This is a genomic window from Micromonospora sp. NPDC093244 (assembly GCF_040683695.1).
Lineage (GTDB): Bacteria > Actinomycetota > Actinomycetes > Mycobacteriales > Micromonosporaceae > Micromonospora.
Window position 1 is genome coordinate 939682 of record NZ_JBFBEO010000002.1, and the last position, 23197, is coordinate 962878.

A 23197-nucleotide genomic window follows, 5' to 3' on the forward strand; every position below is an offset into this window, starting at 1 on the left:
GGTCTCAGCGGCGGCGGACCCGGTGCAGGCGGAACGGCTTGCGGGTGGCCCGCACCGCAGGTGTGGCGCGGGGCGACTCCGACTGCGCGTCGGACGGCAGGTCCGCGCCGGCCAGCAGCGTACCGGCCGGGGCGAGCCGGTTCACCGCGCAGCCGTCGGCGGCCCACCGTGCGACCAGGTCAGCGGTCGGGCCCGGAGCGTTCAGGCGCTTGGCCGCCACCAGCGGCGCGGTGGTGTCCCACGCCTCGGTGCCCGGGCGCACCCGGGAAACCCGGGCCGGCCAGGTGACGATCCGGCCACCGTGGTCACCGCGCAGCGTCACCTGCGCCTCGGTCGCGTCGGCGAGGCCCGGCGCGGCCTGCTCACCGGGACCGCTTACCACGAAGAGCGCCCCCTCCAGCGGGGCGCACCAGAGCGCCAGCGCCGGCCCACCGGCCACGCTGACCCAGGCCACCGCGGCCTTCTTCATCGCCTCGTCGACCAGCGGCGTGCCGCCGTGGGCATCCTCGTCCGTCACACAGGCATTCTCCCGCATGGACGGCTGCCCGCCGGTCAGCCCACGAAGGGCGGCACGGCGATCTCGCCACGGGCCACGGGCATCACCTGGCCGGAGACCGTCGCGCCGACCACCACACCACCCGCGGCGGTGACCGTGCAGGCCAGCGCGGACGGACGGTTCATCTCCACACCCTGGCGGACGGCGTACTCCGACATGCCCTCACCGGGCAGCAGGCCACTCGCCACCAACCAGACACCGAGCCCGAGCGCCGCCGAACCGGTCGCCGGATCCTCCGGTACGCCGAGCCCCGGCACGAAGACCCGGGCGTGCGCGGTTTGCGCGGCGGCGTCCCAGGAGAAGACGCTGACGTGCGCCACCCCGTACCGCTCCGCCGCAGCCGGGTTCACCCGTGCCCGGGCCAGCGCCTCCGGCCGCACCGGCAGATAGGGGAACTCCAACCCGCAGCCGGCCACCCGAGGTGCCGGTCCGGCGTGGTCGTCGGCGTCCAGGCCGGCGATCTCCAGCAACGGCTCGGCGTCCAACTCGGGGCCGAGGGTGGGGGTGCCACCGGTGAGCGTCGCGCCGGACGCCGTCACCTCGATCGGCAGCACCCCGGCACCGCACTCCTGGGTGATCCGCCCCACACCGAACATTCCGCGCCGGCTCGCGGTCACCGCCGCGCCGACGCTGGGATGCCCGGCGAACGGCAACTCCTCGACCGGGGTGAAGATCCGGGCCCGGTAGGTGGCGCCGACCTGCGTCGGGGGCAGCACGAACACCGTCTCGGAAAGGTTGAACTCCAGCGCCAGCGCCTGCATCTGCTCCGTCGCCAGCGCCTCCGCGCCGAACACCACGGCCAGCGGGTTGCCGGCGAAGGGGCGGTCGGTGAAGACGTCCACGATCTCGTACGCCAAGGTCGACATGTTGATAAACACTAGGCGCTTAGGCTGGTGCCCGTGAGCACGCCGACCCGGGTCTACATCGCCCGCCTCGCCGGAGTCGCCGTCTTCGATCCGAACGGTGACCAGGTGGGCCGGATTCGTGACGCCGTGGCGCGGCTTCGAGCGACCAAACGTCCCCCGGAGGTGGTGGGTCTCGTCGCCGAGATGCCGATGCGTCGACGGATCTTCCTGTCCATCAACCGGATCACGTCCATCGACGCGGACGCCGTGGTGCTCGGCTCCGGCACCCTCAACCTGCGCCGGTTCGAGAAGCGTCCCAGCGAGCTGCTCGTGCTCCAGGAGCTGCTGGACCGGCGGGTGAACCTCGATCCGGGCGGCCAGCCCGGCGCGGTGGTGGACGTCGCGATGGAGTGCAGCCGGGGCGGTGAGTGGTCGCTGAGCCGGGTCGCCGTCCGCGAGCAGACCAGCCGGCTCAGCCGCAGAGGCCACCTGCACCAGGTCGAGTGGGACCGGGTGCGCGGCCTCAGCGGCATCGCCGACAACAGGGGTACGGCGAACCTGCTCGCCGTCCTGGAGGACATGCGCCCGGCCGACCTGGCCAACGCCCTTCAGGACCTGCCCGACTCGCGACGGAACGAGGTAGCGGCGGCCCTCAACGACGAGCGGCTGGCAGACGTGCTCAGCGAGCTGCCGGAACACGACCAGGTGGAGATCCTCGCCGCGCTGGACCGGGAACGGGCCGCCGACGTCCTGGAGGAGATGGACCCGGACGACGCGGCGGACCTGCTCAACGAACTGCCCCCGCCGGAGCAGGACGTCCTGCTGGACCTGATGGAGCCGGACGAGGCCGACCCGGTGCGTCAGCTGCTCAAGTACACGCCTGGCACGGCGGGCAGCGTGATGACCTCGGAACCGGTGATCATGCCGCCGGACGCCACTGTCGCCGAGGCGCTCGCCCGGATCCGGGAACCGCAGCTCTCCCCCGCCGTCGCCGCGCAGGTCTTCGTGACCCGCGCCCCGCAGAACACTCCTACCGGCCGCTACCTGGGCATGGTGCACTTCCAGGCGCTGCTGCGCGAACCCCCTGCCGACCTGCTCGGCAAGGTGGTGGTCAACGACATCGACCCGCTGCGGCCCACCACCCCACTGCCGGAGATCACCCGCCGGATGGCCACGTACGACCTGGTCGCCATGCCGGTGATCGACAGGAACAACCGGCTGGTCGGCGCCGTGACCGTGGACGACGTGCTGGACCACTCGCTGCCCCGGGACTGGCGCGACCGGGACACTTTGACCGCGCCGGGCGTCACCGACGCGGCGTTGGACGGCGCGGATGGCTGAGCAGCGGCGGGCCGAGCGGCTCGACCAGCCGCGCGAGCCCCGGGGAGTCAAGCTGCCCCGGTTCGACGCGGAGGCGTTCGGCAGGTGGTCGGAGGGCATCGCCCGGGGCATGGGCACCGCGAACTTCATCGTGATCATGACAGTGGTCATCACGATCTGGTTCCTGTGGAACACGCTGGCCCCGGCGGATCTGCGCTTCGACCCGTACACCTTCACGTTCCTCACCCTGGTGCTGTCGTTGCAGGCCAGCTACGCGGCGCCGCTGATCCTGCTGGCGCAGAACCGGCAGGCCGACCGGGACCGGCTGGCGCTGGAGGAGGACCGGCGGCGGGCCACCGCGCAGAAGGCGGACACCGAGTACCTGGCCCGGGAGATCGCCGCGCTGCGGATCGCGCTCGGCGAGGTCGCCACCCGCGACTTCCTGCGCTCCGAGCTGACCCGGCTCGCCGAGGAGCTGGACGAGGCGGGGCAGCGCCGGCAGCGGCTGGAGCGCCGCCAGCAGGAGAGGGACGGCCGGCAGGAGCGGCGTGCCCAGCGGGCGGACGACGGCGTGGGGCTGGACGAGCCGCGCGACGACCTGGACGGCGACTTCGCCCCTGACACCCGGCCGGACGGCACCGGCCCGCGCCGGTCGGAGGGCTGACCGGCAGGTAATCGATTGGCTCACACCGCGCCGGGCAGAGGCGGCAGCGGATGCCCCTCGACGTAGCATTGCGGGCATGTCAGCACCCGTCAGCACCGTCGAGGACGCGATCCAGGCCGCCCTGGCCACCGTCAACGACCCGGAGATCCGCCGGCCCATCACCGAGCTGGGCATGGTCCGCTCGGCCACGATCGCCGACAGCGGGGTCGTACGTGTCGAGCTGCTGCTCACCGTCGCCGGCTGCCCGCTGAAGGACAAGCTGCGTACGGACATCACCGCTGCGGTCGCCGCGGTGCCCGGGGTGACCGGTGTGGAGATCGACTTCGGTGTGATGACCCCTGAGCAGCGGCAGTCGTTGCAGTCGCAGCTGCGCGGTGGCGGTGCCAGCGAGGAGCCGGTCATCCCGTTCGCCCAGCCCGGCTCACGGACCAGGGTGTACGCGGTGGCCAGCGGCAAGGGCGGCGTCGGCAAGTCCAGCGTGACTGTCAACCTGGCCGCTGCGCTCGCCGCCCGGGGGCTCTCCGTCGGTGTGGTCGACGCCGACATCTACGGCCACTCGGTGCCCCGGATGCTGGGCGCGGACGCCCGCCCGACCCGGGTCGAAGACATGATCATGCCGCCGCAGTCGCACGGCGTGAAGGTGATCTCGATCGGCATGTTCACCTCCGGCAACGCCGCTGTGGTGTGGCGTGGCCCGATGCTGCACCGGGCGTTGCAGCAGTTCCTCGCCGACGTCTACTGGGGCGACCTGGACGTGCTCCTGCTCGACCTGCCGCCGGGCACCGGTGACGTGGCCATCTCGCTTGCCCAGCTGCTGCCCAACTCGGAGATCCTGGTGGTCACCACCCCGCAGGCCGCCGCCGCCGAGGTGGCCGAGCGGGCCGGCGCGATCGCCCTGCAGACCCACCAGCGGGTGGTCGGCGTCATCGAGAACATGTCCTGGCTGGAGCTGCCGGACGGCTCCCGGATGGAGATCTTCGGCGCCGGCGGTGGCGCGCAGGTCGCCGAGTCGCTGACCAAGACCATCGGCGCGCAGGTGCCGCTGCTCGGGCAGATCCCGCTGGACACCCGCGTGCGGGAGGCCGGCGACGCCGGTAACCCGATCGTGCTGGCCGAGCCGGAGTCGCCTGCCGCGCGGGCGCTCGGCACGGTCGCCGACCGGCTGGCGCTGCGCCGCGAGTCGCTGCTCGGCAAGCCGCTCGGCCTCAAGCCCGCCGGGCGCTGAGCACCCCCTGATCGACGATGCCCCGCCGGCCACTCGGGCCTGCGGGGCGCGTTCGTCGAGGTGCCCTGTCGGTCAGGTGGCGTCGTCGTAGCTGACCCGGGGGGCCGGCGCCGAGGGGGTGCCGGTGGCCGTGCCGGGACGCGTGCCGGTGGACCTGATGTCTGCGGCGTTCGCCACGTCCTTCAGGTCGTTGTGCACGCCGCTGACGTCCGCGCGCAGGTTGTCGTAGACACCCTGCAACGGCTTGCGGATCGCCGCCTCGTCCTCCTCGCTGAGGAGGTGCTTGCGGATGAACGCCTTGGGATGCAGGTCTTCCAGCTGGATGTCGGTGCCCAGCTCGCGGCTGAGGTCGCCGGTGGCGTTGCGCGCCATGTTGCGCAGGTTACGCACCAACCGCAGGCCGTCGGTGATCACGGCGGGCAACCGGTCGCCGAAGATCAACAGCGCCAGGAGCAGCAGCGCACCGATCTCCCACCAGTTCAGGTTGTCGAGCATCCCGCGGGCCTCCTCTCGGCGTCAGCAGCAAGACTACGCACGTGAGGCCGCTTTCGGGCAGGGGGTGCGCCGCTGTTCACTTGGCGTCCGCGGCGAGGGTGACCGACGTGTTCTGCCGATCGGACCCACGCCGGAACTCGACAGTCACCACCGAACCGGGCGCGAACTTGCGAACCAGGGCGATCAGATCGGTCGGCTCGGTCATCGGCCGGCCGTTGAGCTTCAGGATCACGTCACCGACCCGCAGCCCGGCGCCGGCCGCCGGCCCGGACGGCTCGACCGCCGCCAGCCGTACGCCACCGCCGGCACCCGCGCCCGGGCCACCCACCTGGGCGCCGATCACCGTACGCCGGGCCTTGCCGGTGCCGATGATGTCCTGGGTCACCCGCTTGGCCTGGTTGATCGGGATGGCGAACGCGAGGCCGATGTTGCCGGCCTCCTGCCCCTCGGCGACCAGCGACTTGATCGTCGAGTTCACCCCGACCACCCGCCCGGCCCCGTCGACAAGCGGGCCGCCCGAGTTGCCGTGGTTGACCGCCGCGTCGGTCTGGATCGCCGCGTAGTAGCGCACCGGCCCACCCGGCTCCCCGGCCTGCATCGTGCGGTCCAGGGCGCTCACGATGCCCGCGGTGACCGTGTTTGCCAACGAGAGCGGCGAGCCGACGGCGAGCACCGGGTCGCCCACGGCCAACGCGTCGGAGTTGCCGAACTCCACAGGCCGCAGTCCCGTCCGACTCACCTTGATCACCGCGATGTCCGATTCCGGGTCCTGACCGACCACTGTCGCCGGCGCGGTGCTGCCGTCGTTGAAGACCACCGAGGCCTTGCCGCTGCCTCCGGCCAGCACGTGGTCGTTGGTGATCACGTGGCCGTCGGCGCTGGCGATGAACCCGGAACCCTCACTCGTGCCGCCGAGGCTGCTCACCCGCACCGTGACCACGCTGGGCAGCACCCGTTCGGCGACCCCGGCCAGCGACTCCGGCTTGCGCTGGGCCAGCGCGGGCGGCTGCGCCGCCTCCTGACCGAGGACCGTCGCGGCCGCCCCGCCACGCACCGCGAACGCGTACCCCAGGGCGCCGCCGAGGGCGCCCGCGAGCAGAGCGGTGATCAGCGGGATGAGCAGCAGATGACGCAGCGCCGGGCGGCCCGGCGACGCGTCCGGATCGGTGACCGGCTCCGGTTCGGTGCCGGCGGCCACCACCGCGGGCACCACCACCGCGGCAGGTGCCGCCGGATCCCGCCACGGATCGGCGAGCGCGTCCGACCACCAGGGCGACGGGCCGACGCCGGACCCACCAGGTGCCGGCGACCCGGCGTACGGGGCAGCCGCCGGCGGCGGGCCCCCTGCCGCCGGTACGCCGCCCGGCGCCGCCACAGGGGCGCTGCCGGCCCCCGGCGCGCCCGGTGGCCACGCAGGCGGGACCCCTGCCCCGGTCGGTCGCACCGGCGCCGGAGTCTCACCGCCCCGGCGCCAGTCCCAGCCGTCGGTCACGTCGGTGCCTCCCAGTCCGTCCCCGGATCCCACGCCGCGTCGCCCGGCCACGGTCCGGTGTGGGCGCGGCTGACGGGATACCGCCTCCAGGATTGCACGGATGCGCGCGGTGGAGTCAGCGGTTGCCCCCGGTGATCGCGTACGACGGAAGCCGCGGCTGCGTCCCGGAACGGTCGCCTCTACGCTCACAGTGCCAACCCGCCCCCGCACCACGCACCGCCCCCGGAGGTGCCCCATCGCCACGGTCGCCGGTTCCGGCAATTCGACGACCCAGGCTCAGCAGTTCGCCGAGTCGTACGTCACCGAGGATCTCGTCCTGCGTACCGCCCGCAGCCTGGCCCACGAGGTGGGCCTCGACGCGGTCACCCCCGGCGCCGGCGCGGCGCTGCGGCTGCTCGCCGCCGCCGGCAACGCCCGGGCGGTGGTGGAGATCGGCACCGGCACCGGGGTGAGCGGTGTGTGGTTGCTGCGCGGCATGCGCGCCGACGGTGTGCTCACCACCATCGACCTGGAGGTGGAGCATCAGCGGATCGCCAGGCGGATCTTCGCCGAGGCGGGCTTCGCCGCCGGCCGTACCCGGATCATCACCGGTCGCGCTCTGGACGTGCTCCCCCGGCTCGCCGACGGCGCGTACGACCTGGTCTTCGTGGACGCCGAGGCGACGGGATTCCACGCCTGCGTGGAGGCCGCCTTGCGACTGCTGCGCCCGGGTGGCGTGCTCGCGCTCAACGGCATGCTGGCCGGCGGCCGGATCGGTGACCCGGCCGCCCGGGACGCCGAGACGGTGACGGTCCGCGAGACGATCAAGGCGGTCCGGGAGTCGGAGCACTGGATTCCGGCGCTGCTCCCGGTCGGGCACGGGGTGCTCGCCGCGGTGAAGTGCTGACCGTCAGGCGACGCTGGCCAGCCAGCGCAGCAGCGAGCGCACACCCCAGCCGGTGGCGCCGCGGCTGACCTCGGCCTGGTCGCCGTCCGCCCAGGACGGAGCCGACATGTCCAGGTGCAGCCAGCGGTCCCGCAGGTCGCCTGTGAACTCGCGCAGGTAGAGCGCGGCAAGCACCGAGCCGGCGCCCTGGGCGGGCGCGCTGTACAGGTCGGCGATCTCGCTGCCCAGGTACTCGACGTAGTCGGTGTGCAGCGGCATCCGCCACGCGGACTCGCCGGCCGCCTCGACGGCAGCCAGCACGTCGGCGGCCAGCTCGTCGTTGTCGCTGTAGAGGGCTGCGGTGCGCTTGCCCAACGCCACGGCGTTGGCGCCGGTGAGCGTCGCCAGGTCGAGCAGCAGGTCGGGCTTGAGCTGCTGCACCGCGTACGCCATCGCGTCGGCCAGGACGAGCCGGCCCTCCGCGTCGGAGTTGGTCGTCTCGCTGGTGATGCCGCCGTAGTGCCGGACGATGTCGCCGGGGCGGAACGCCGAGCCGCTGACCATGTTCTCCGCGAGCGGGGCCAGCGTGGTGATCCGGATCGGCAGTCCCAGCTCGGCGGCACCGAGGGTGGCCGCGACGACGGCAGCCGCGCCCGCCATGTCCTTGCGCATGAGCTTCATCGCCGGGACCGGCTTGATCGAGATGCCGCCGGTGTCGAACGTGATGCCCTTGCCGATCAGCACCACGTGGGTGCGCGCGCCGGCGGGGTGCCAGTCCAGCTCGACGAGGCGGGGACCGCTCGCCGAGCCGCCGCCCACGGCGAGGATCCCACCGAAGCCCTCGGCGGCCAGCTCGGCCGGGCCACGGACCCGCAGTCCCAGGCCCGGAAGGTCGGCTGCGGCGGCCGCCACCTGCTCGGCGAACCACTGCGGGTTCTTCTCCGAGGACGGCATGTTGGTCAGGTCGCGGGCGAGGCGGGTCATCGCCGCTGTGGTCCGGGCGGTGGCGACCGTCGACTCGTACGCGGCCGGGTCGGTGAGCAGCAGGTCGACGCCGCCGAGCACTGGTGTGTCGCCGGCCTCGGTGAGCCGGAACCGGTACGAGGCGAGCAGCAGGCCCTCGGACAGGCCACGGACGACCGCCGGGGTCACCTCGGTCGGCAGCGCGATGGTGATGTGCGTCTCATCGGCGCAGGAGCGCGCCAGAGCGGCCCCGGCGGTACGCCAGGCCGCCTCGTCGCCGTCGCCGATGCCGAGCAGCAGCAGTCGTCCGGGGGTACGCCCGGGTCGGAGCTGGGTGCGGATCTCGCCGGCACGACCGGTCAGCCGGGCCACAGGCGTCAGTGCGTCCGCCTCGTCGGCGGTGCCGTCCGGGGGTGCCACGGCGGTCGGCGCCGGCACTGCCGACGCCTCACCCCCGCTGGCCTGGCCGGCTGGACGGACGGGCAGGACGAGGACGTCGAGCCGATCGGACTCGGCGACGAGACGGATGTCGAGCACGCGGAACCGCACCTCCAGGAACTGTCGCGGAGCGGGACCGGACCTGCCGGCCCGCACCGATGAAGACCCTGAGCCACCGGTGGTACCGGTGGCTCAGGGTCTGGGGAACGATCCGGGCGGCGTGCACCGCCCGGGCCACTCCTCACTCAGCCGGCGGCCGCCTTCAACGCGTCACCGAGCGCGTTGGCCTCGTCGGGAGTCATCTCGACGACGAGCCGGCCACCGCCCTCCAGCGGGACCCGCATGACGATGCCCCGACCCTCCTTGGTGACTTCCAGCGGACCGTCGCCCGTCCGCGGCTTCATCGCCGCCATGTTGTCTCCCCTCAGACCTACACCAGGGTCGGTGGGTTGCCCCACAGCCACTTCGTCTCGACCGCCCGCAACCGTCGCGGAGGTGTCGACCAACGATTTTCCCTGATAAACACCGCCGGACCCAAACCGGAGCAGCATTGATGTAACAGCATCTAGCTTATCTTGAGAAGGCCTGTCACAATGTGCGGTCATGCAGGCACGGTCGGCACTCTTCGACCTGTACGGCGACCACCTCAGGCCCCGGGGTGGCCGGGCACCCGTCGCCGCCCTGGTCAAGCTACTGGCACCGTTGGGAATCGCACCGCCGGCAGTTCGCACCGCCGTGTCCCGGATGGTGCGACAGGGCTGGCTCGACCCGCTCCGTCTGGCATCCGGACCGGGATATTCGATCACGCCAAAAGCCGCCCGCCGACTCGACGAGGCGGCCGCCCGGATCTACCGGACCGGCCGGGTCACGTGGGACGGACGGTTCGATCTGCTCGTCCTGGAGGCGCCCGGCTCCCGCCGGGACCGGCAGCGGCTCGCCGCCACCCTGAGCTTCCTCGGCTACGGCACCCTCGACGAGCAGACCTGGGTGGCCACCCGGCCCGGCGAGGACGTCGACCTGCTGCTCGCCGAGGCCGGCATCCGGTTCGAGCGGTTCACCGCCTCGCACTACTCAGGCACGCCCGGGGCGATGGGCGTGGTCCGCCGGGCGTGGGACCTCACCGAGATCGGCCACGCGTACGAACGCTTCGTCGCCGACCAGCGCCCCCTGCTCGCCGCGGTCACCGTGCGCAGCAGCGACGAGGAGGCGTACGCGGCCCGGTTCAGACTCGTGCACGCGTGGCGTACCTTCCTGTTCCGGGACCCGCAGCTGCCCCCGGCGCTGCTGCCCGAGCGCTGGCCCGGGACCGCCGCGGCCAGCTTCTTCGACCGGCACGCGGCCCGCCTGCGTCCGGCCGCCGACCGGTACGTCGAGCACTGCCTCGACGCCGGCAACCGCATCGTCAGACAGAAGGGTCGTTAGACACGTGACCGAGCCGTTGCTCGTCGACCGGACCGACGCCGTCGTCACCCTCACGCTGAACCGGCCGAACGCGATGAACGCGCTCGACGTGGCGCTGAAAGAGGCGCTGCGGGACACGCTGGCGGAGCTGGAGACCGACAGGTCCTGCCGGGCGGTCGTGCTGGCCGGGGCGGGCGGGTCGTTCAGCGCCGGTCAGGACCTGCGCGAGCACGTGTCGACCCTGGAGAACAGCTCCGCCGACCCGCTGGGCACCGTCCGGGCGCACTACAACCCGATCGCCGCGCGGCTGGCCAACCTGCCCAAGCCTGTCGTCGCCGCCGTCCGGGGGATGGCCGCCGGAGCCGGGGCCTCCCTGGCGTTCCTCGCCGACATCCGGATCGGCGGCCCGAGCACGAGCTTCCTGATGGCCTTCGCCAAGGTCGGCCTCGCCGCCGACACCGGCGCGTCCTGGACGCTGCCCCGGCTCGTCGGCCACGCCAAGGCGGTGGAACTGCTGCTGCTCGCCGAGCCGGTACGCGCCCAGGAGGCCTGCCAGCTGGGCCTGCTCAACCGGCTGACGGACGACGACGAGCAGGTGCTGCCCGTCGCGCAGGAGCTGGCCGCCCGACTGGCGGCCGGCCCCACTGTCGCGTACGGGGCCATCAAGAGGCAGCTCTCCATCGCCGACGCCGGCACCCTCGCCGACGCCCTCGCGGCCGAGGCGCAGGCGCAGGCGATCTGCGGTGCCACCGACGACCACCGGGCGGCCACCCTCGCCTTCGTCGCCAAGCAGAAACCGGTCTTCGAGGGACACTGAACGCGATTCGCACCTCGGCCTTACCGTCCTCGAACACCTGCCGCCTAGCGTCGGCTCCCATGAGCGATCGTGAAGCGGTGGCACACCTGCTGCGCCGGGCCACCTTCGGGCCGACCGCCGACGAGGTGGACGCGGCCGAGCGCGCCGGGCCGGCGGCGACGCTGGATCGGCTGCTCGCCCCGGGTCGGGCCGACCGGGGCGCGGCGGCCACACCGCCGCCGGCGCTGCCCGCCGACCCGTACGCCGCGCTGACCAGGGAGTCCACCCGCGAGCAGCGGCAGAAGGCCAACGCGGAGCGCCGCAGGCAGCTCCAGCAGGTCACCGAGTGGTGGCTGGACCGGATGGTGGCCGCCGAGGACGGGCTGAGCGAGAAGCTGCTCTTCTTCTGGCACGGGCACTGGGCCACGAGCGCGCAGAAGGTGCGCTCGGCCTCGATGATGCTCGGGCAGTTGGCCACGCTGCGCCGGCACGGCCGGGGGCCGCTCGGTCCACTGGTCGCCGCGATGGTGCGCGACCCGGCCCTGATCATCTGGTTGGACGGGCAGAAGAACACCCGGAAGGCGCCGAACGAGAACCTGGCCCGCGAGCTGATGGAGCTGTTCACCCTCGGCATCGGCGGCTACACCGAGGCCGACGTGAAGGCCGGCGCGCGGGCGCTGACCGGCTGGGTGGTGGACCGGCGGGCCGGCACCGCCCGATTCGAGGCGCGCCGGCACGACCCCGGGGAGAAGACGATCCTCGGGCGCAGCGGCCGGTTCGACGCCGAGGCGTACGCCGAACTGCTGGCCGCTCAGCCCGCGGCCGCGACGTTCGTGGCCGGGCGGCTGTGGTTCCGCTACGCCGGCGCGGACGTCCCGGCGCCGGACGGCCTGGCCGGTGCGGACACCGACGCGACCCTGCGCGCGGTCCTGTCCGCGCCGGCCTTCGCCCAGAGCCGGGGCACCCTGGTGAAGCAGCCGGTGGAGTGGCTGGTCGGCGCGCTGCGCCAGCTCGGCATGCGCCCGTCCGCGCTGCCCGAGCAGCAGCGCAAACAACTGCTGGGCGGGCTGAACGCACTGGACCAGGTGCCGCTGCGCCCGCCCAGCGTGGGCGGCTGGCCGGCCGGGGCGGCCTGGCTGACCACCTCGTCGTTGCAGGCCCGACTGCGGCTGGCCGGGATGCTGGCCGCCGCCGCGGCACCGGCGGTGCTGGACCGGCTGACCGCCGCGCCCGCCACCGGCCGACCCGACGCGCTGGCCCGGCTGCTCGTCGTCGACGGCTGGGGCGCCCGCACCCGGGCCGCCCTGACCCCACTGGCCGGCGAGCCCCGCAAGCTGCTGGCCGCCGGCCTGGTCAGCCCCGAGTACACAGTCAGCTGAGCGGAGGAGTCGAGAGATGGACACCCTGACCCGACGGAGGTTCCTGCTCACCAGCGCAGTGATGGGCGCGGGCGCGCTGGCCGCCGGGGCCGGCGCGTACAGCCTGCGGGACCTGCTGGACACCGCGGGCGACCGCGATCCGCAGTCACACACGCTGGTGCTGGTCACCCTGTACGGCGGCAACGACGGCCTGAACACGGTCATCCCGTACGGCGACCCGGCCTACCGGGCGGCCCGCCCGGAGCTGGCGTACCCGGACTCGGAGGTGCGGCGCCTGGACGACGACTTCGGCCTGAACCCGGCCCTGGAGGGCCTGCACCAGCGCTGGTCCGACGGTGGGCTGGCGATCGTGCGCGGCGTCGGCTACCCGAAGCCGGACCGCAGCCACTTCCGCTCGATGGACATCTGGCACACGGCGCAACCGGACCGGCCGGGCACCACCGGTTGGCTGGGCCGTTGGCTGGACCGGGCGGGTGGCGACCCCCGGCTGGCGGTCTCCTTCGAGCCGGCGCTTCCGCCGCTGCTGGCCGGGGAGCGTAGCGCCGGCGCCGCCGTGCCGGTGACCGACCGCAAGGCCGCCAAGGGGTTGTCGGCGGAGACGCTTGCCGCGTTCGCCGCCCCCGAGGCGGGCGAGTCGGCGGCCCGGGGACGCGCCGCCGCCTGCTTCGCCGACCTGCGCTCGGTGGACGAGATGATCCGCCAGGTACGCGACTCGGCCGACCCGGACGCGGCGGACCCGGACGGCGAGCAGGCGCCCGCCACCGCCACCGGCGGGGCCCGCACACCGCTCGACGCGCAGCTGGACCTGGTGGGCCGGTGCGTCGAGGCGGGGGTGTCCACCCGGGTCTTCTCGGTGTCGCTTGGCGGCTTCGACACGCACGCCGACGAGAAGCAGTTGCAGGCCGTCCTGCTGGGACAGGTGGACCGGGCGTTGACCGGGTTCGCCGACCGGATGGCCCGCACCGAGGCGGGCCGCAGGGTGGTGGTGGCGGTCTACTCCGAGTTCGGTCGCCGGGTGAAGGCCAACGCCTCGGACGGCACCGACCACGGCACCGCGTCGGACATGCTGCTGCTCGGCGCCGGGGTACGCGGCGGCTGGCACGGCGAGGCGCCCAGCCTCACCGACCTCGACGACGGCGACCTGAAATACACAACCGACTTCCGGGACGTCTACGCGACGCTTCTGGAACGGGTGCTGGGCGCCGACCCGGGCCCGGTGCTCGCCGACTGGCGGGGACGCCTGGACAAGCTCTTCTAGTCGTCCTCTTCCGGGTCCTGGTTGGCCTCGGCGCCCAGCACGAACGCCTGCATGGCCAGCTCGTCGCCGGACGGTGACACGAACGCGGGCAGCTCGCGCGGGCCCAGCTCCTGCACGTAGGACCAGAACAGGCGGACCGCCTCGGCCGGGGTGTCGGCCTCGATGGGCAGGTCGAGGCTGACCAGCCAGGTGCGTCGCGCCGGTGGCGGGCCGAGCTGGTCGGCAAGCGCCCGGAAGGCCGCCGGCTCCAGGGCGGTGACCGGCCCGTCGAGGGTGAGCAGGTCGGCCGGCACCGGCTCGTCGAAGGCCCGCCGGGTGTACGCGACGACGAGCGTCGCCGGCTCCAGCGTGGCCTGCGGGTCGTCCGGGTCTTCCGAGTGCCGCTGCGCCGGCATGCTGACCCGCCCGAGCGCGACAAGCCGGGGCGGCGCGTCGGCGAGCACGGCCACCCGGTCACCCGGCCTCGGCCTGCCGACGTCGGTCAGCCCGGTCAGCTCCAGCGTGTCGTGGTGCACGAGCCGCTCGGCCTCGTACCGCTCGGCGGGCAGCAACACGGCCCAGGTGCCCGTCCCGTCGGCGTTGCCGGCCGCACCGGCCCGCTGTGCGGTCTCGGTCGTCATGCCTGCCATCTCATCACGCCGCCGGGCCGACTGTGACGTGACAGCCGACGATGTGATCGTCGACCATTCCGGTGGCCTGCATGAGCGCGTACGCGGTGGTGGGGCCGACGAACCGGAAGCCCCGCTTCTTGAGTGCCTTGGCCATCGCCGTCGACTCCGGGGTGATCGGCGCCAGCTCGGCGAACGAGGAGGGACGGGCCGGCCGCTGCTCCGGGGCGAACGACCAGAGCAGCGTGGACAGCCCCTCGGGCAAGTCCAGCGCGGCGCGGGCGTTGGCGACCGCCGCCTCGATCTTGGCCCGGTTGCGGACGATGCCGGCGTCGGCGAGCAGTCGGGTCACGTCGGCGTCGTCGTACCGGGCGACGGTCGGGATGTGGAAGTCGTCGAAGGCGAGCCGGAACGCCTGACGCTTGCGCAGGATGGTCAGCCAGGACAGGCCGGACTGGAACGCCTCAAGTGTCATCCGCTCGTAGAGGGCGTCGTCGCCGCGCAGCGGCCGCCCCCACTCGGTGTCGTGGTAGACGGCGTAGTCCGGGGTGCTCGCCCCCCAGGCGCAGCGGGCCAGCCCGTCGGCGCCGATCACCAGGTCAGTCACCTCGACCACGCTAGGGCATCGCACCGACAGCCCATTGCCACCTGCCGTCCGGCTGCCTATGGTGCTTGTTACCGACCGGTAGGACGGGTCACCCACCGGTGCTCCCCCACCGCCGACGGCACTGGAGGTGGCGCGATGAAGGAGTTCCCGGACGTCATCGCCTGGTCGATCCCGGCCTTCCTGCTGCTCATCGTGCTGGAGCGGGTGTCCTACCTGCTGCACCGTGACGACGACGAGGTCGGCTACGGCGGCGCGGACACCGCCACCAGCCTCGCGATGGGGCTCGGCAGCGTCTTCACCGACCTGCTCTGGAAGGTGCCGATCGCCGCCGCGTACGCGCTGCTCTACGCGCTCACCCCGCTGCGGGTGGCCGAGGTCTGGTGGACCTGGCCACTGGTCCTGCTCGCGCAGGACTTCTTCTACTACTGGTCGCACCGGGGACACCACGTGATCCGGATCCTCTGGGCGTCGCACGTGGTGCACCACTCGTCGCAGCGGTTCAACCTCTCCACCGCGCTGCGCCAACCGTGGACCGGCCTCACCAGCTGGATCTTCTACATCCCGCTGGTCCTGGCGGGCGTACACCCGGCGGTGGTGGCGTTCTGCGGGTCGGTCAACCTGCTCTACCAGTTCTGGATCCACACCGAGCGCATCGACAAGATGCCGCGCTGGTACGAGTTCGTGTTCAACACCCCGTCGCACCATCGGGTGCACCACGCCTCGCAGGGCGGCTACCTGGACCGCAACTTCGGCGGCATCCTGATCGTCTGGGACCGGCTGTTCGGCTCGTTCGCGCCGGAGCGGGAACGCTGCGTGTACGGGCTCACCAAGAACGTCGGCAGCTACAACCCGGTCCGGGTGGCCTTCCACGAGTACGCGTCGATCGGCCGGGACGTGCGTTCCGCGGCGAGTTGGCGGCACCGCGCCGGCCACCTGTTCCGGGCGCCGGGATGGCAGCCGACGCCGGGCGTGCTCAGGGCAGCCGGCCCTGCTCGACCAGACGGGCGAACCTCTTCAGCGCCTGGGTGAGGCCGAGCTTGGAGCCGGGCCACAGCACCGGCCACGCCAGCCGGCCGGCCGGGCCGCCCGGCAGGTGGAACCACTCGTGCCAGACGACCTGGGTGCGGGCCCGGTCCAGTTGGGTGCAGCGCAGCACACCCGGGCCGCGCAGCAACTGGCCGTAGTGCACCACGCCGATCTCGTACGGCTCGTCGACCCGGACGACCCGCATCTCGTCCCGCAGGGTCGCCCGGCCGATCGCGGTCACCGCCTCGATCCGGCTGCCCTCGCGACCGTCGCCCTCGACGACGCGCACCCGGGTGAAGGGGATCCAGTCGGACTGGCGCTCCCAGGCCAGCAACGCGGCGAAGACCCGTTCCGCCGGGGCGTCGACGATCACGGTGGCGGTCACCTCGCCGGCACCGGGTTGGGCCGCCTCCCGCAGATCGTCGGCGCCCTCCGGGCCGGTCACGCCGACTCCGACCGGACCACCGCGTCGTTCCTGCTGGTGTCGTCGTCGGCCGGGGCCACGCCGTCCGCGTCCGCGGCCGAGGAGGTGGCGTCGGACCGCTCGTCGGCCTCGGGCGAGCCGAGCGGGGCCGCCGGCTCGGCGTCGTCGGCGGAAGTCGCCAGGTCGACGGGAGCCACGCCGTCGGCGTCCGCCGGGGAGGAGGTGGCGTCCGGCTGCTCGGCCGCGCTCGCCGACTGCTCGCGGGCCTTGCGCAGCACGTCCGCGTCGGCGGTACGGCCCTCACGCAACGCGATGACCTCCGACTCCAGTACGCCGATCAGCTCCGACTTGTAGCCGATGTCGTACGCCGCGCGGCGCATCGCCTGGTCGACCTGGGCCATCCGGTACCCGCGCAGGCCTGTGTCGAAACGGACAGCTCCCACATCGGATTCGCGCAGCGGCCGGGTGCCGGGCAGCGGCACGGCCTGGGAATCCGGCTCGACCGGCACCAGGCCGGGGTCACGACCGCTGACCAGCACCGTCACACCGAAGACGACAGCCGCGACGGTCAACGCGACGACCAGGAGGAGCAGAAGCTGACCCATGCACTGATCGTGGCACGACGGCCGGCCGGTAGCGACCCCACCACCCCGATCACGATCGGCACCCACGGCCGCACTGCGGCGCGGCAGTCCGACCGGCTAGCGTCGGGACGCACCGACGCGGCGGCGCCGGGTGCGGATCCTCAGGAGGCGGGCATGGCCGGGGCGCTTCGGCTGGGCGGGCGGACGTTCGCCCCGGACGATCTGGTGGTGATGGCGATCGTCAACCGCACACCGGACTCGTTCTTCGACAGGGGTGCCACCTTCGCCGCCGACAGCGCGCTGCGCGCCGTCGAGCGAGCGGTGGACGAGGGCGCGGCCATCATCGACATCGGCGGGGTGAAGGCCGGCCCCGGCGCCGAGGTGGACGTCGCCGAGGAGATCAGGCGCACGGTGGACACCATCGCCGCCGTCCGGGCCGCGTTCCCGGAGGTGGTGATCTCCATCGACACCTGGCGCGCCGAGGTGGCGACGGAGGCCGTGGCCGCCGGCGCGGACCTGCTCAACGACACCTGGTCGGGCGCCGACCCGGCGCTGGCCCGGGTGGCCGCGCAGACCGGCGCGGGCCTGGTCTGCTCACACGCGGGCGGGCTGGTCCCGCGGACCCGTCCGCACCGGGCCGCGTTCGACGACGTGGTGGCCGACGTGGTCGCGACGGTGACCGGGCTCGCCGAGGGCGCGGTGGCGGCGGGGGTACGCCCCGACGGCATCCTCATCGACCCGGCGCACGACTTCGGCAAGAACACCAGGCACTCGCTGCAGATCACCCGTCGGCTGGACGAGCTGACCGGGACGGGTTGGCCGGTGCTGGTGGCGCTCTCCAACAAGGACTTCATCGGCGAGACTCTCGACCTGCCGGTGACCGAGCGGCTGGAGGGGACGCTCGCCGCCACTGCGGTCTCCGCCTGGCTGGGTGCCCGGGTGTTCCGGGCCCATCAGGTGGCGCCCACCCGTCGGGTGCTGGACATGGTGGCCTCGATCCGCGGTGACCGCCCGCCCGCGGCGACCCGTCGGGGTCTGGCCTGACCGGTCGTCGCCGTAGCCGGCCGCGAACGGTCCGGCGGACCGGCACGATCGCCGGTGCCCTCGGCGGTCACGTCCAGCGCAGGATGTTCCTACGCCAGGCGTAGAGGATGCCCAGCGCCAGCACCGCCACGAACACCGCCATCTCCACCACCGTCACCAGGCCGAACTCCGGGCGGTCGAAGACCACAGCCCACGGGAAGAGGAACACCGCCTCGACCGCGAACAGCACGTACAGGTACGCGTACACGTAGTAGCGGATCTGCATCTGCGCCCAGTCCGCGCCGACCGGGTCGAGCCCGCACTCGTAGCTGGTCCGCTTGCCGGGCGGGTCGGCCGGACGCGCGGGACGTAACACCCGGTTGGCCGAGAACGCCACTACGAAGAACAGGACGCTCGCGAGCAGGAGAAGCCCGAGCGTCGCGTAAGAGCCCAGGTAACCGGTCACATGGGCAGCCTAGCGCCCAAGCGGGGCGGCCGATCCGAACACGTTACGGATTTGTTTCCGGACGGGACTAGTGCACTGGGGCAACTGTTACCGAATATTGGAATCCCACTCATGTCACCGGAGGACAGATGGCCCGCGTGAAGGTCTCGCCCGATCGCCGGGCCGCAGGGCCGCGCCCGACAGTTCTGCTGGTGACCTCGCTGGCGCTCGGCCTGGCGGCGGCGCTCGCCGTGGCCCCGACGTTCGCCAGCGCGGCGGTGCCGCACGCGTACCCGGTGGCCGCCGCGGCGACCGACCCGGCGACCGAACCGGAGACGGACCCCGAGACCACACCGGCGCAGGAGCCCACCCCGACCGAGGACCCGGGAGGCGACCCGTCGCCCACCGAACCGGCCCCGGAGACCACCGCGCCGCCGCCCGAGACGACCCCGCCGGCAGCGGTGACCACCGCTCCGGAGGTGCCCCCGGCGCAGACGACCACCGCTCCCGCGCCAGGCGGCACGACCGGGCCGTCCACCCCCCGGCCGCCGGCCCCACCAGCGCCCCCGGGAACGCCGCCGAGCCCGCTGGGCGTACAGGTCACCACCGGGGACATCACCTTGACCAGGGCGTACTGGAACGCGGCGAGCACGACCGCGACGCTGCGCGTCACGGTGACGAACACCGGCACCACCGCGCAGCGGGTACGGCTCTCCTACACCGTGCCCCCCGGCCTGAGCGACGCCGGGACGAAGGGATGCACCGCAGTCGGTGGCGGCACCTACCGGTGCGGGGCCTGGACGGCAGGCGTGGGCGCGCGGTTCAGCAGCCTCCTGCGGCTCCGGGTGACCGGCGACGCGTGGAAGCAGATGCCGCTGAGCGGGACCGTTCGGGTCACCGCGAGCGCGCCGGGGGTGACCGGCGAGGTGACCGACAACCAGGGCTTCGCGGTGCTCTTCCCGCCCGGCCCGCCGGTCCCCGGGATCTCGCTCGACGCCGACGAGGTGGCCTTCGACATCAGTGGCGCGGCGAGCACCCTCGCGGTCCAGCTCGGCAACACCGGCACGGTGGACGCCGCCGGCCGGATCGAGGTGGTCCTGCCGGCCGGGGTGAGCGTTCCGGCCCCACCTGCCGGCTGCGTGGCGGTCGGCCCCACGCGGGTCCGCTGCGACGCCGGCACGGTGCCGGCGGACGGGACCACCGAGCTGCGGCTCCCGGTGGAGGCGACGCCCGAGGCGCAGCGCGAGGCGCCGCTGTCCGGCGCGGTGATCGGCCAGCTCGACCCGCGCAGCGGCCCGACGCGTCAGGTGCAGATGAGCTTCCGGATCACCGCCGCGGCGGCCCTGGCCACCCCCGTGGTGTCGCCGCCCGCACCGACCGGCTCCCAGGGCGTACTCCCGGCCGGAGGGGCCGCCGGTGACGGCGGGATGTCCTCGGTGCAGCGCACCGCGATCATCCTGATCGTGGTCTCCGCGCTGCTCGTGGTGCTGGCCCTCACGCTCGCCACCGCCTCGCTGCGGCGCCGGCTGCGCGACCCGGCGCCGGATCCGAGCCCCACGCCCACGGACTGACGGGCGTCGCTCGACCTGGGATCCGGGTGATCTGGATTACGGCGTGCCGGGCGAAACGTCGCAATACTGCGCAAATCATGGCCCATTCCGGTCCCAGTCGGCGGACCTCCGGGGAAGCTCGGGGGTCTGTTCGACGTAGGCTCTCAGGTGAGGAACGACAGCGACCGGACCACCTGGGGCGGTGCGGTGCAACGTTGCGTCAAGGAGGTCCCGTGGCCGGGCAAGGCGAGGTCACCATCATGTTCAGCCGCCCGCGCGACCGCGCGCAGCGAAGCGAGGTGCAGGCACAGTGACCAAGCAGATCCGTCAACTCGACCGGGTGGTCATCCGGTTCGCCGGTGACTCCGGCGACGGCATGCAGCTGACCGGCGACCGGTTCACCTCGGAGACGGCGCAGCTCGGCAACGACATCTCCACGCTGCCCAACTTCCCCGCCGAGATCCGGGCCCCCGCCGGGACCCTGCCCGGCGTGTCCAGCTTCCAGGTGCACTTCGCCGACTACGACATCCTCACCCCTGGCGACTCGCCGAACGTGCTGGTGGCGATGAACCCGGCGGCGCTCAAGGCCAACCTGGCCGACCTGCCGCGCGGCGCGGACATCATCGTCAACACCGACGAGTTCACCAAGCGCAACCTGGCGAAGGTCGGCTACCAGACCAGCCCGCTCGACGACGACTCGCTGGCCGGCTACGTCGTGCACCCGGTGGCGCTGACCTCGATGACCGTCGGCGCGCTGGCCGCGTACCAGGTGTCCAAGAAGGACGCCGAGCGCTCGAAGAACATGTTCGCGCTCGGCCTGCTCTCCTGGATGTACTCCCGTCCGTACGAGTCGACGCTTCGCTTCCTGGAGCGCAAGTTCGCGTCCCGTCCGGAACTCGTCGCGGCGAACGTGGCCGCGTTCAAGGCCGGCTGGAACTTCGGCGAGACCACCGAGGACTTCGCGGTCCGCTACGAGGTCAAGCCGGCGAAGATGCACCCGGGCACCTACCGCAACATCACCGGGAACGCGGCGCTCTCGCTCGGTCTGGTGGCCGCCGGGGTCCGCTCCGGCCTGCCGGTCTTCCTCGGGGCGTACCCGATCACGCCGGCGTCGGACATCCTGCACGAGCTGAGCAAGCACAAGCGGTTCGGCGTGCTCACCATGCAGGCCGAGGACGAGATCGCGGCCGTCGGCGCAGCCCTTGGCGCGTCGTACGGCGGTTCGCTGGGCGTGACCACCACCAGCGGCCCGGGCGTCGCGCTCAAGAGCGAGACGATCTCCCTCGCGGTGGCCCTGGAGCTGCCGCTGGTGATCGTGGACGTGCAGCGCGCCGGCCCGTCGACAGGGATGCCGACCAAGACCGAGCAGGCCGACCTCAACATGGCGCTCTACGGCCGCCACGGCGAGGCGCCCATCGCGGTGATCGCGCCGAAGTCACCGTCGGACTGCTTCTTCGCGGCGCTGGAGGCGGCGCGGATCGCGCTCACCTACCGCACGCCGGTGATCCTGCTGTCCGACAACTACGTCGCCAACGGCTCCGAGCCGTGGCTGCTGCCGGACGTGGAGTCGCTGCCCGACCTGCGGGTCGAGTTCGCCACCAGGCCCAACGGCGACGACGGCACCACCTTCCTGCCCTACCTGCGCGACCCGGAGACGCTTGCCCGCCCGTGGGCGATCCCCGGCACGCCGGGGCTGGAGCACCGGATCGGCGGTCTGGAGAAGGCCGACAAGACGGGTGACATCTCGTACGACCCGGCCAACCACGACTTCATGGTGCGTACCCGGGCCGCCCGCATCGAGACGATCCCGGTGCCGGACATCGAGGTGGAGGACCCGGACGGTGACGCCCGGGTGCTGGTGCTCGGCTGGGGCTCGACGTACGGGCCGATCGGCGCGGCCTGCCGGCAGCTGCGCCAGCGGGGCCTGTCCATCGCCCAGGCGCACCTGCGGCACCTGGCCCCGATGCCTGCCAACCTCGGCGAGGTGCTGCGCTCCTACGACAGGGTGGTCATCCCGGAGATGAACCTGGGCCAGCTCGCCCACGTCATCCGGGCCCGCTACCTGGTCGACGCGATCAGCTACAACCAGGTCCGCGGCCTGCCGTTCACGTCCGCCGAGCTGGAGACGACGCTGGAAGAGGTCCTGAAGAATGTCTGAGCCCGTCGCCCTCAAGCTCACCGCCAAGGACTTCAAGTCCGACCAGGAGGTGCGCTGGTGCCCCGGCTGCGGTGACTACGCGATCCTGGCGGCGATCCAGCAGTTCATGCCGGAGCTGAACATCCCCCGCGAGCGGACCGTCTTCGTCTCCGGGATCGGCTGCTCGTCGCGCTTCCCGTACTACATGAACACGTACGGGATGCACTCGATCCACGGGCGTGCCCCGGCGATCGCGACAGGCCTGTCGGTGTCCCGTCCGGACCTGTCGGTCTGGGTGGTCACCGGCGACGGCGACGCCCTCTCCATCGGTGGCAACCACCTGATCCACGCGCTGCGGCGCAACGTCAACCTCAAGATCCTGCTGTTCAACAACCGGATCTACGGTCTGACCAAGGGTCAGTACTCGCCCACCTCCGAGGTCGGCAAGATCACCAAGTCGACCCCGGTGGGCTCGGCGGACGCCCCGTTCAACCCGCTCTCCCTCGCCCTCGGCGCGGAGGCAAGTTTCGTGGGCCGGACCATCGACTCCGACCGCAAGCACCTCCAGTCGGTGCTGCGGGCCGCCGCCGAGCACCAGGGCTCGGCGTTCGTGGAGATCTACCAGAACTGCAACATCTTCAACGATGGCGCGTTCGACCAGCTCAAGGACCCGACCACCCGGGACGACTACCTGATCCGTCTGGAGCACGGCCAGCCGATCACGTTCGGTGCCGATGGGCGGTTCTGCGTGGTGCACCCGCCCGGTGGCTTCGGCCTGGAGGTCCGGGAGACCAGCTCGGTCCGTCCGGAGGAGATCGTCGTGCACGACGCGACGGTCACCGACCCGGCGTACGCGTTCGCGCTGTCCCGGCTGCCGGGTCTGGACCTGCGCAACACCCCGATCGGGGTGTTCCGCTCGGTGGACCGGCCGTCCTACGACAGCGTCGTGCAGAGCCAGCTGGCCGCCGCGAAGGCGAAGGTCACCGAGACTCCCGAGCAGCAGCTCGCCGGTCTGCTGGGCAGCGGCGACACGTGGACCATCGTCTGACCCGTACGGCACAACGAAACGGCCGTCCCCGGAAAGCGGGGGCGGCCG

Annotated in this window: 24 protein-coding genes; 13 read left to right on the plus strand and 11 right to left on the minus strand. The window is 72.8% G+C overall.

All coding sequences use genetic code 11. The features are described from left to right. Positions 1–4 precede the first annotated feature (4 nt). Both AB0N27_RS14490 and AB0N27_RS14495 read right to left on the minus strand, forming a co-directional pair. Complete coding sequence (locus tag AB0N27_RS14490) at positions 5–535, minus strand: hypothetical protein (protein ID WP_364368519.1); 531 nt, start codon at positions 533–535, stop codon at positions 5–7. A gap of 17 nt (positions 536–552) precedes the next feature. Further along, positions 553–1422 carry a PhzF family phenazine biosynthesis protein gene (locus AB0N27_RS14495; RefSeq protein WP_139587002.1) on the minus strand — a complete coding sequence of 290 codons (870 nt, stop codon included), beginning with the start codon at positions 1420–1422 and terminating at the stop codon, positions 553–555. A gap of 33 nt (positions 1423–1455) precedes the next feature. Here AB0N27_RS14495 and AB0N27_RS14500 point away from each other — a divergent pair, with 33 nt between their 5' ends. The 3 genes from AB0N27_RS14500 (at position 1456) to AB0N27_RS14510 (ending at position 4610) form a co-directional block, all read left to right on the plus strand. Further along, positions 1456–2742, plus strand: coding sequence for a CBS domain-containing protein (locus AB0N27_RS14500; protein ID WP_364368523.1), 1287 nt, complete (start codon positions 1456–1458; stop codon positions 2740–2742). Next, positions 2735–3385 (plus strand): DUF1003 domain-containing protein, encoded by a 651-nt coding sequence (locus AB0N27_RS14505; protein ID WP_364368526.1) that lies wholly within the window; start codon positions 2735–2737, stop codon positions 3383–3385. Before AB0N27_RS14500 ends, AB0N27_RS14505 begins: the two co-directional genes overlap by 8 nt. A 76-nt stretch (positions 3386–3461) precedes the next feature. Continuing rightward, complete coding sequence (locus tag AB0N27_RS14510) at positions 3462–4610, plus strand: Mrp/NBP35 family ATP-binding protein (protein WP_364368529.1); 1149 nt, start codon at positions 3462–3464, stop codon at positions 4608–4610. 72 nt (positions 4611–4682) lie between these two features. On the opposite strand, the gene AB0N27_RS14515 is transcribed toward AB0N27_RS14510, so the two are convergent. Together AB0N27_RS14515 and AB0N27_RS14520 are read right to left on the minus strand one after the other, a co-directional pair. Beyond that, complete coding sequence (locus AB0N27_RS14515; RefSeq protein WP_364368532.1) at positions 4683–5105, minus strand: preprotein translocase subunit TatB; 423 nt, start codon at positions 5103–5105, stop codon at positions 4683–4685. Between the two features lie 76 nt (positions 5106–5181). Further along, positions 5182–6597: a trypsin-like peptidase domain-containing protein gene (locus tag AB0N27_RS14520; protein WP_364368535.1), complete on the minus strand. Its 1416-nt coding sequence runs from the start codon at positions 6595–6597 to the stop codon at positions 5182–5184. Between the two features lie 235 nt (positions 6598–6832). Here AB0N27_RS14520 and AB0N27_RS14525 point away from each other — a divergent pair, with 235 nt between their 5' ends. Then, entirely contained in the window at positions 6833–7483 is a 651-nt protein-coding gene (locus tag AB0N27_RS14525; protein WP_364370719.1) for an O-methyltransferase, read from the plus strand. 3 nt (positions 7484–7486) lie between these two features. Here AB0N27_RS14525 and AB0N27_RS14530 read toward each other — a convergent pair whose 3' ends face one another. Both AB0N27_RS14530 and AB0N27_RS14535 read right to left on the minus strand, forming a co-directional pair. Then, entirely contained in the window at positions 7487–8962 is a 1476-nt protein-coding gene (locus AB0N27_RS14530) for a leucyl aminopeptidase family protein (RefSeq protein WP_364368538.1), read from the minus strand. 146 nt (positions 8963–9108) lie between these two features. Then, complete coding sequence (locus AB0N27_RS14535) at positions 9109–9276, minus strand: DUF3117 domain-containing protein (RefSeq protein ID WP_007455245.1); 168 nt, start codon at positions 9274–9276, stop codon at positions 9109–9111. 190 nt (positions 9277–9466) lie between these two features. On the opposite strand from AB0N27_RS14535, the gene AB0N27_RS14540 reads away from it, so the two are divergent. The 4 genes from AB0N27_RS14540 to AB0N27_RS14555 are packed head-to-tail and all read left to right on the plus strand — an operon-like array spanning position 9467 to position 13697. Further along, positions 9467–10285 carry a PaaX family transcriptional regulator C-terminal domain-containing protein gene (locus tag AB0N27_RS14540; protein WP_364368541.1) on the plus strand — a complete coding sequence of 273 codons (819 nt, stop codon included), beginning with the start codon at positions 9467–9469 and terminating at the stop codon, positions 10283–10285. Between the two features lie 4 nt (positions 10286–10289). Beyond that, the gene (locus AB0N27_RS14545; RefSeq protein ID WP_364368544.1) at positions 10290–11081 is read left to right on the plus strand and encodes an enoyl-CoA hydratase-related protein; all 792 of its coding nucleotides are present in this window, start codon (positions 10290–10292) and stop codon (positions 11079–11081) included. A 59-nt stretch (positions 11082–11140) separates the two neighbouring features. Next, positions 11141–12439, plus strand: coding sequence for a DUF1800 domain-containing protein (locus tag AB0N27_RS14550; protein ID WP_364368546.1), 1299 nt, complete (start codon positions 11141–11143; stop codon positions 12437–12439). Positions 12440–12455: 16 nt separating this feature from the next. Then, positions 12456–13697, plus strand: coding sequence for a DUF1501 domain-containing protein (locus AB0N27_RS14555; RefSeq protein WP_364368549.1), 1242 nt, complete (start codon positions 12456–12458; stop codon positions 13695–13697). Here AB0N27_RS14555 and AB0N27_RS14560 read toward each other — a convergent pair. Together AB0N27_RS14560 and AB0N27_RS14565 are read right to left on the minus strand one after the other, a co-directional pair. Next, positions 13694–14317, minus strand: a complete 624-nt coding sequence (locus AB0N27_RS14560; RefSeq protein WP_364368552.1) for a hypothetical protein — start codon at positions 14315–14317, stop codon at positions 13694–13696. The genes AB0N27_RS14555 and AB0N27_RS14560 overlap by 4 nt on opposite strands. Positions 14318–14330: 13 nt before the next feature. Beyond that, positions 14331–14912, minus strand: coding sequence for a DNA-3-methyladenine glycosylase I (locus AB0N27_RS14565; protein WP_364368556.1), 582 nt, complete (start codon positions 14910–14912; stop codon positions 14331–14333). 135 nt (positions 14913–15047) lie between these two features. Between AB0N27_RS14565 and AB0N27_RS14570 the strand changes: the two genes are divergently transcribed. Next, on the plus strand, positions 15048–15941 hold the full coding sequence (locus AB0N27_RS14570; RefSeq protein ID WP_364368559.1) for a sterol desaturase family protein: 894 nt from the start codon (positions 15048–15050) through the stop codon (positions 15939–15941). Here AB0N27_RS14570 and AB0N27_RS14575 read toward each other — a convergent pair. Both AB0N27_RS14575 and AB0N27_RS14580 read right to left on the minus strand, forming a co-directional pair. Then, on the minus strand, positions 15886–16383 hold the full coding sequence (locus tag AB0N27_RS14575) for an SRPBCC family protein (RefSeq protein WP_364368562.1): 498 nt from the start codon (positions 16381–16383) through the stop codon (positions 15886–15888). The two genes, AB0N27_RS14570 and AB0N27_RS14575, sit on opposite strands and share 56 nt — an antisense overlap. Continuing rightward, a complete protein-coding gene (locus tag AB0N27_RS14580) occupies positions 16380–16967 on the minus strand; it encodes a DivIVA domain-containing protein (RefSeq protein WP_364368565.1) in 588 nt (195 codons plus the stop codon). The genes AB0N27_RS14575 and AB0N27_RS14580 overlap by 4 nt, the downstream gene beginning before the upstream one ends. Positions 16968–17120: 153 nt before the next feature. Here AB0N27_RS14580 and folP point away from each other — a divergent pair, with 153 nt between their 5' ends. Next, positions 17121–17990, plus strand: coding sequence for a dihydropteroate synthase (gene folP / locus AB0N27_RS14585; RefSeq protein WP_364368568.1), 870 nt, complete (start codon positions 17121–17123; stop codon positions 17988–17990). A 67-nt stretch (positions 17991–18057) separates the two neighbouring features. Here the strand turns inward: folP and ndhC are convergent, their stop codons facing one another. After that, complete coding sequence (ndhC, locus tag AB0N27_RS14590; protein ID WP_364368571.1) at positions 18058–18435, minus strand: NADH-quinone oxidoreductase subunit A; 378 nt, start codon at positions 18433–18435, stop codon at positions 18058–18060. Positions 18436–18626: 191 nt separating this feature from the next. Here ndhC and AB0N27_RS14595 point away from each other — a divergent pair, with 191 nt between their 5' ends. From AB0N27_RS14595 to AB0N27_RS14605, 3 genes are all read left to right on the plus strand, one after another. Beyond that, entirely contained in the window at positions 18627–19985 is a 1359-nt protein-coding gene (locus tag AB0N27_RS14595) for a hypothetical protein (protein ID WP_364368574.1), read from the plus strand. 289 nt (positions 19986–20274) lie between these two features. Next, positions 20275–22122: a 2-oxoacid:acceptor oxidoreductase subunit alpha gene (locus tag AB0N27_RS14600; protein WP_364368577.1), complete on the plus strand. Its 1848-nt coding sequence runs from the start codon at positions 20275–20277 to the stop codon at positions 22120–22122. Next, a complete protein-coding gene (locus AB0N27_RS14605) occupies positions 22115–23149 on the plus strand; it encodes a 2-oxoacid:ferredoxin oxidoreductase subunit beta (RefSeq protein ID WP_364368580.1) in 1035 nt (344 codons plus the stop codon). The genes AB0N27_RS14600 and AB0N27_RS14605 overlap by 8 nt, the downstream gene beginning before the upstream one ends. The last annotated feature ends 48 nt before the right edge of the window (positions 23150–23197 follow it).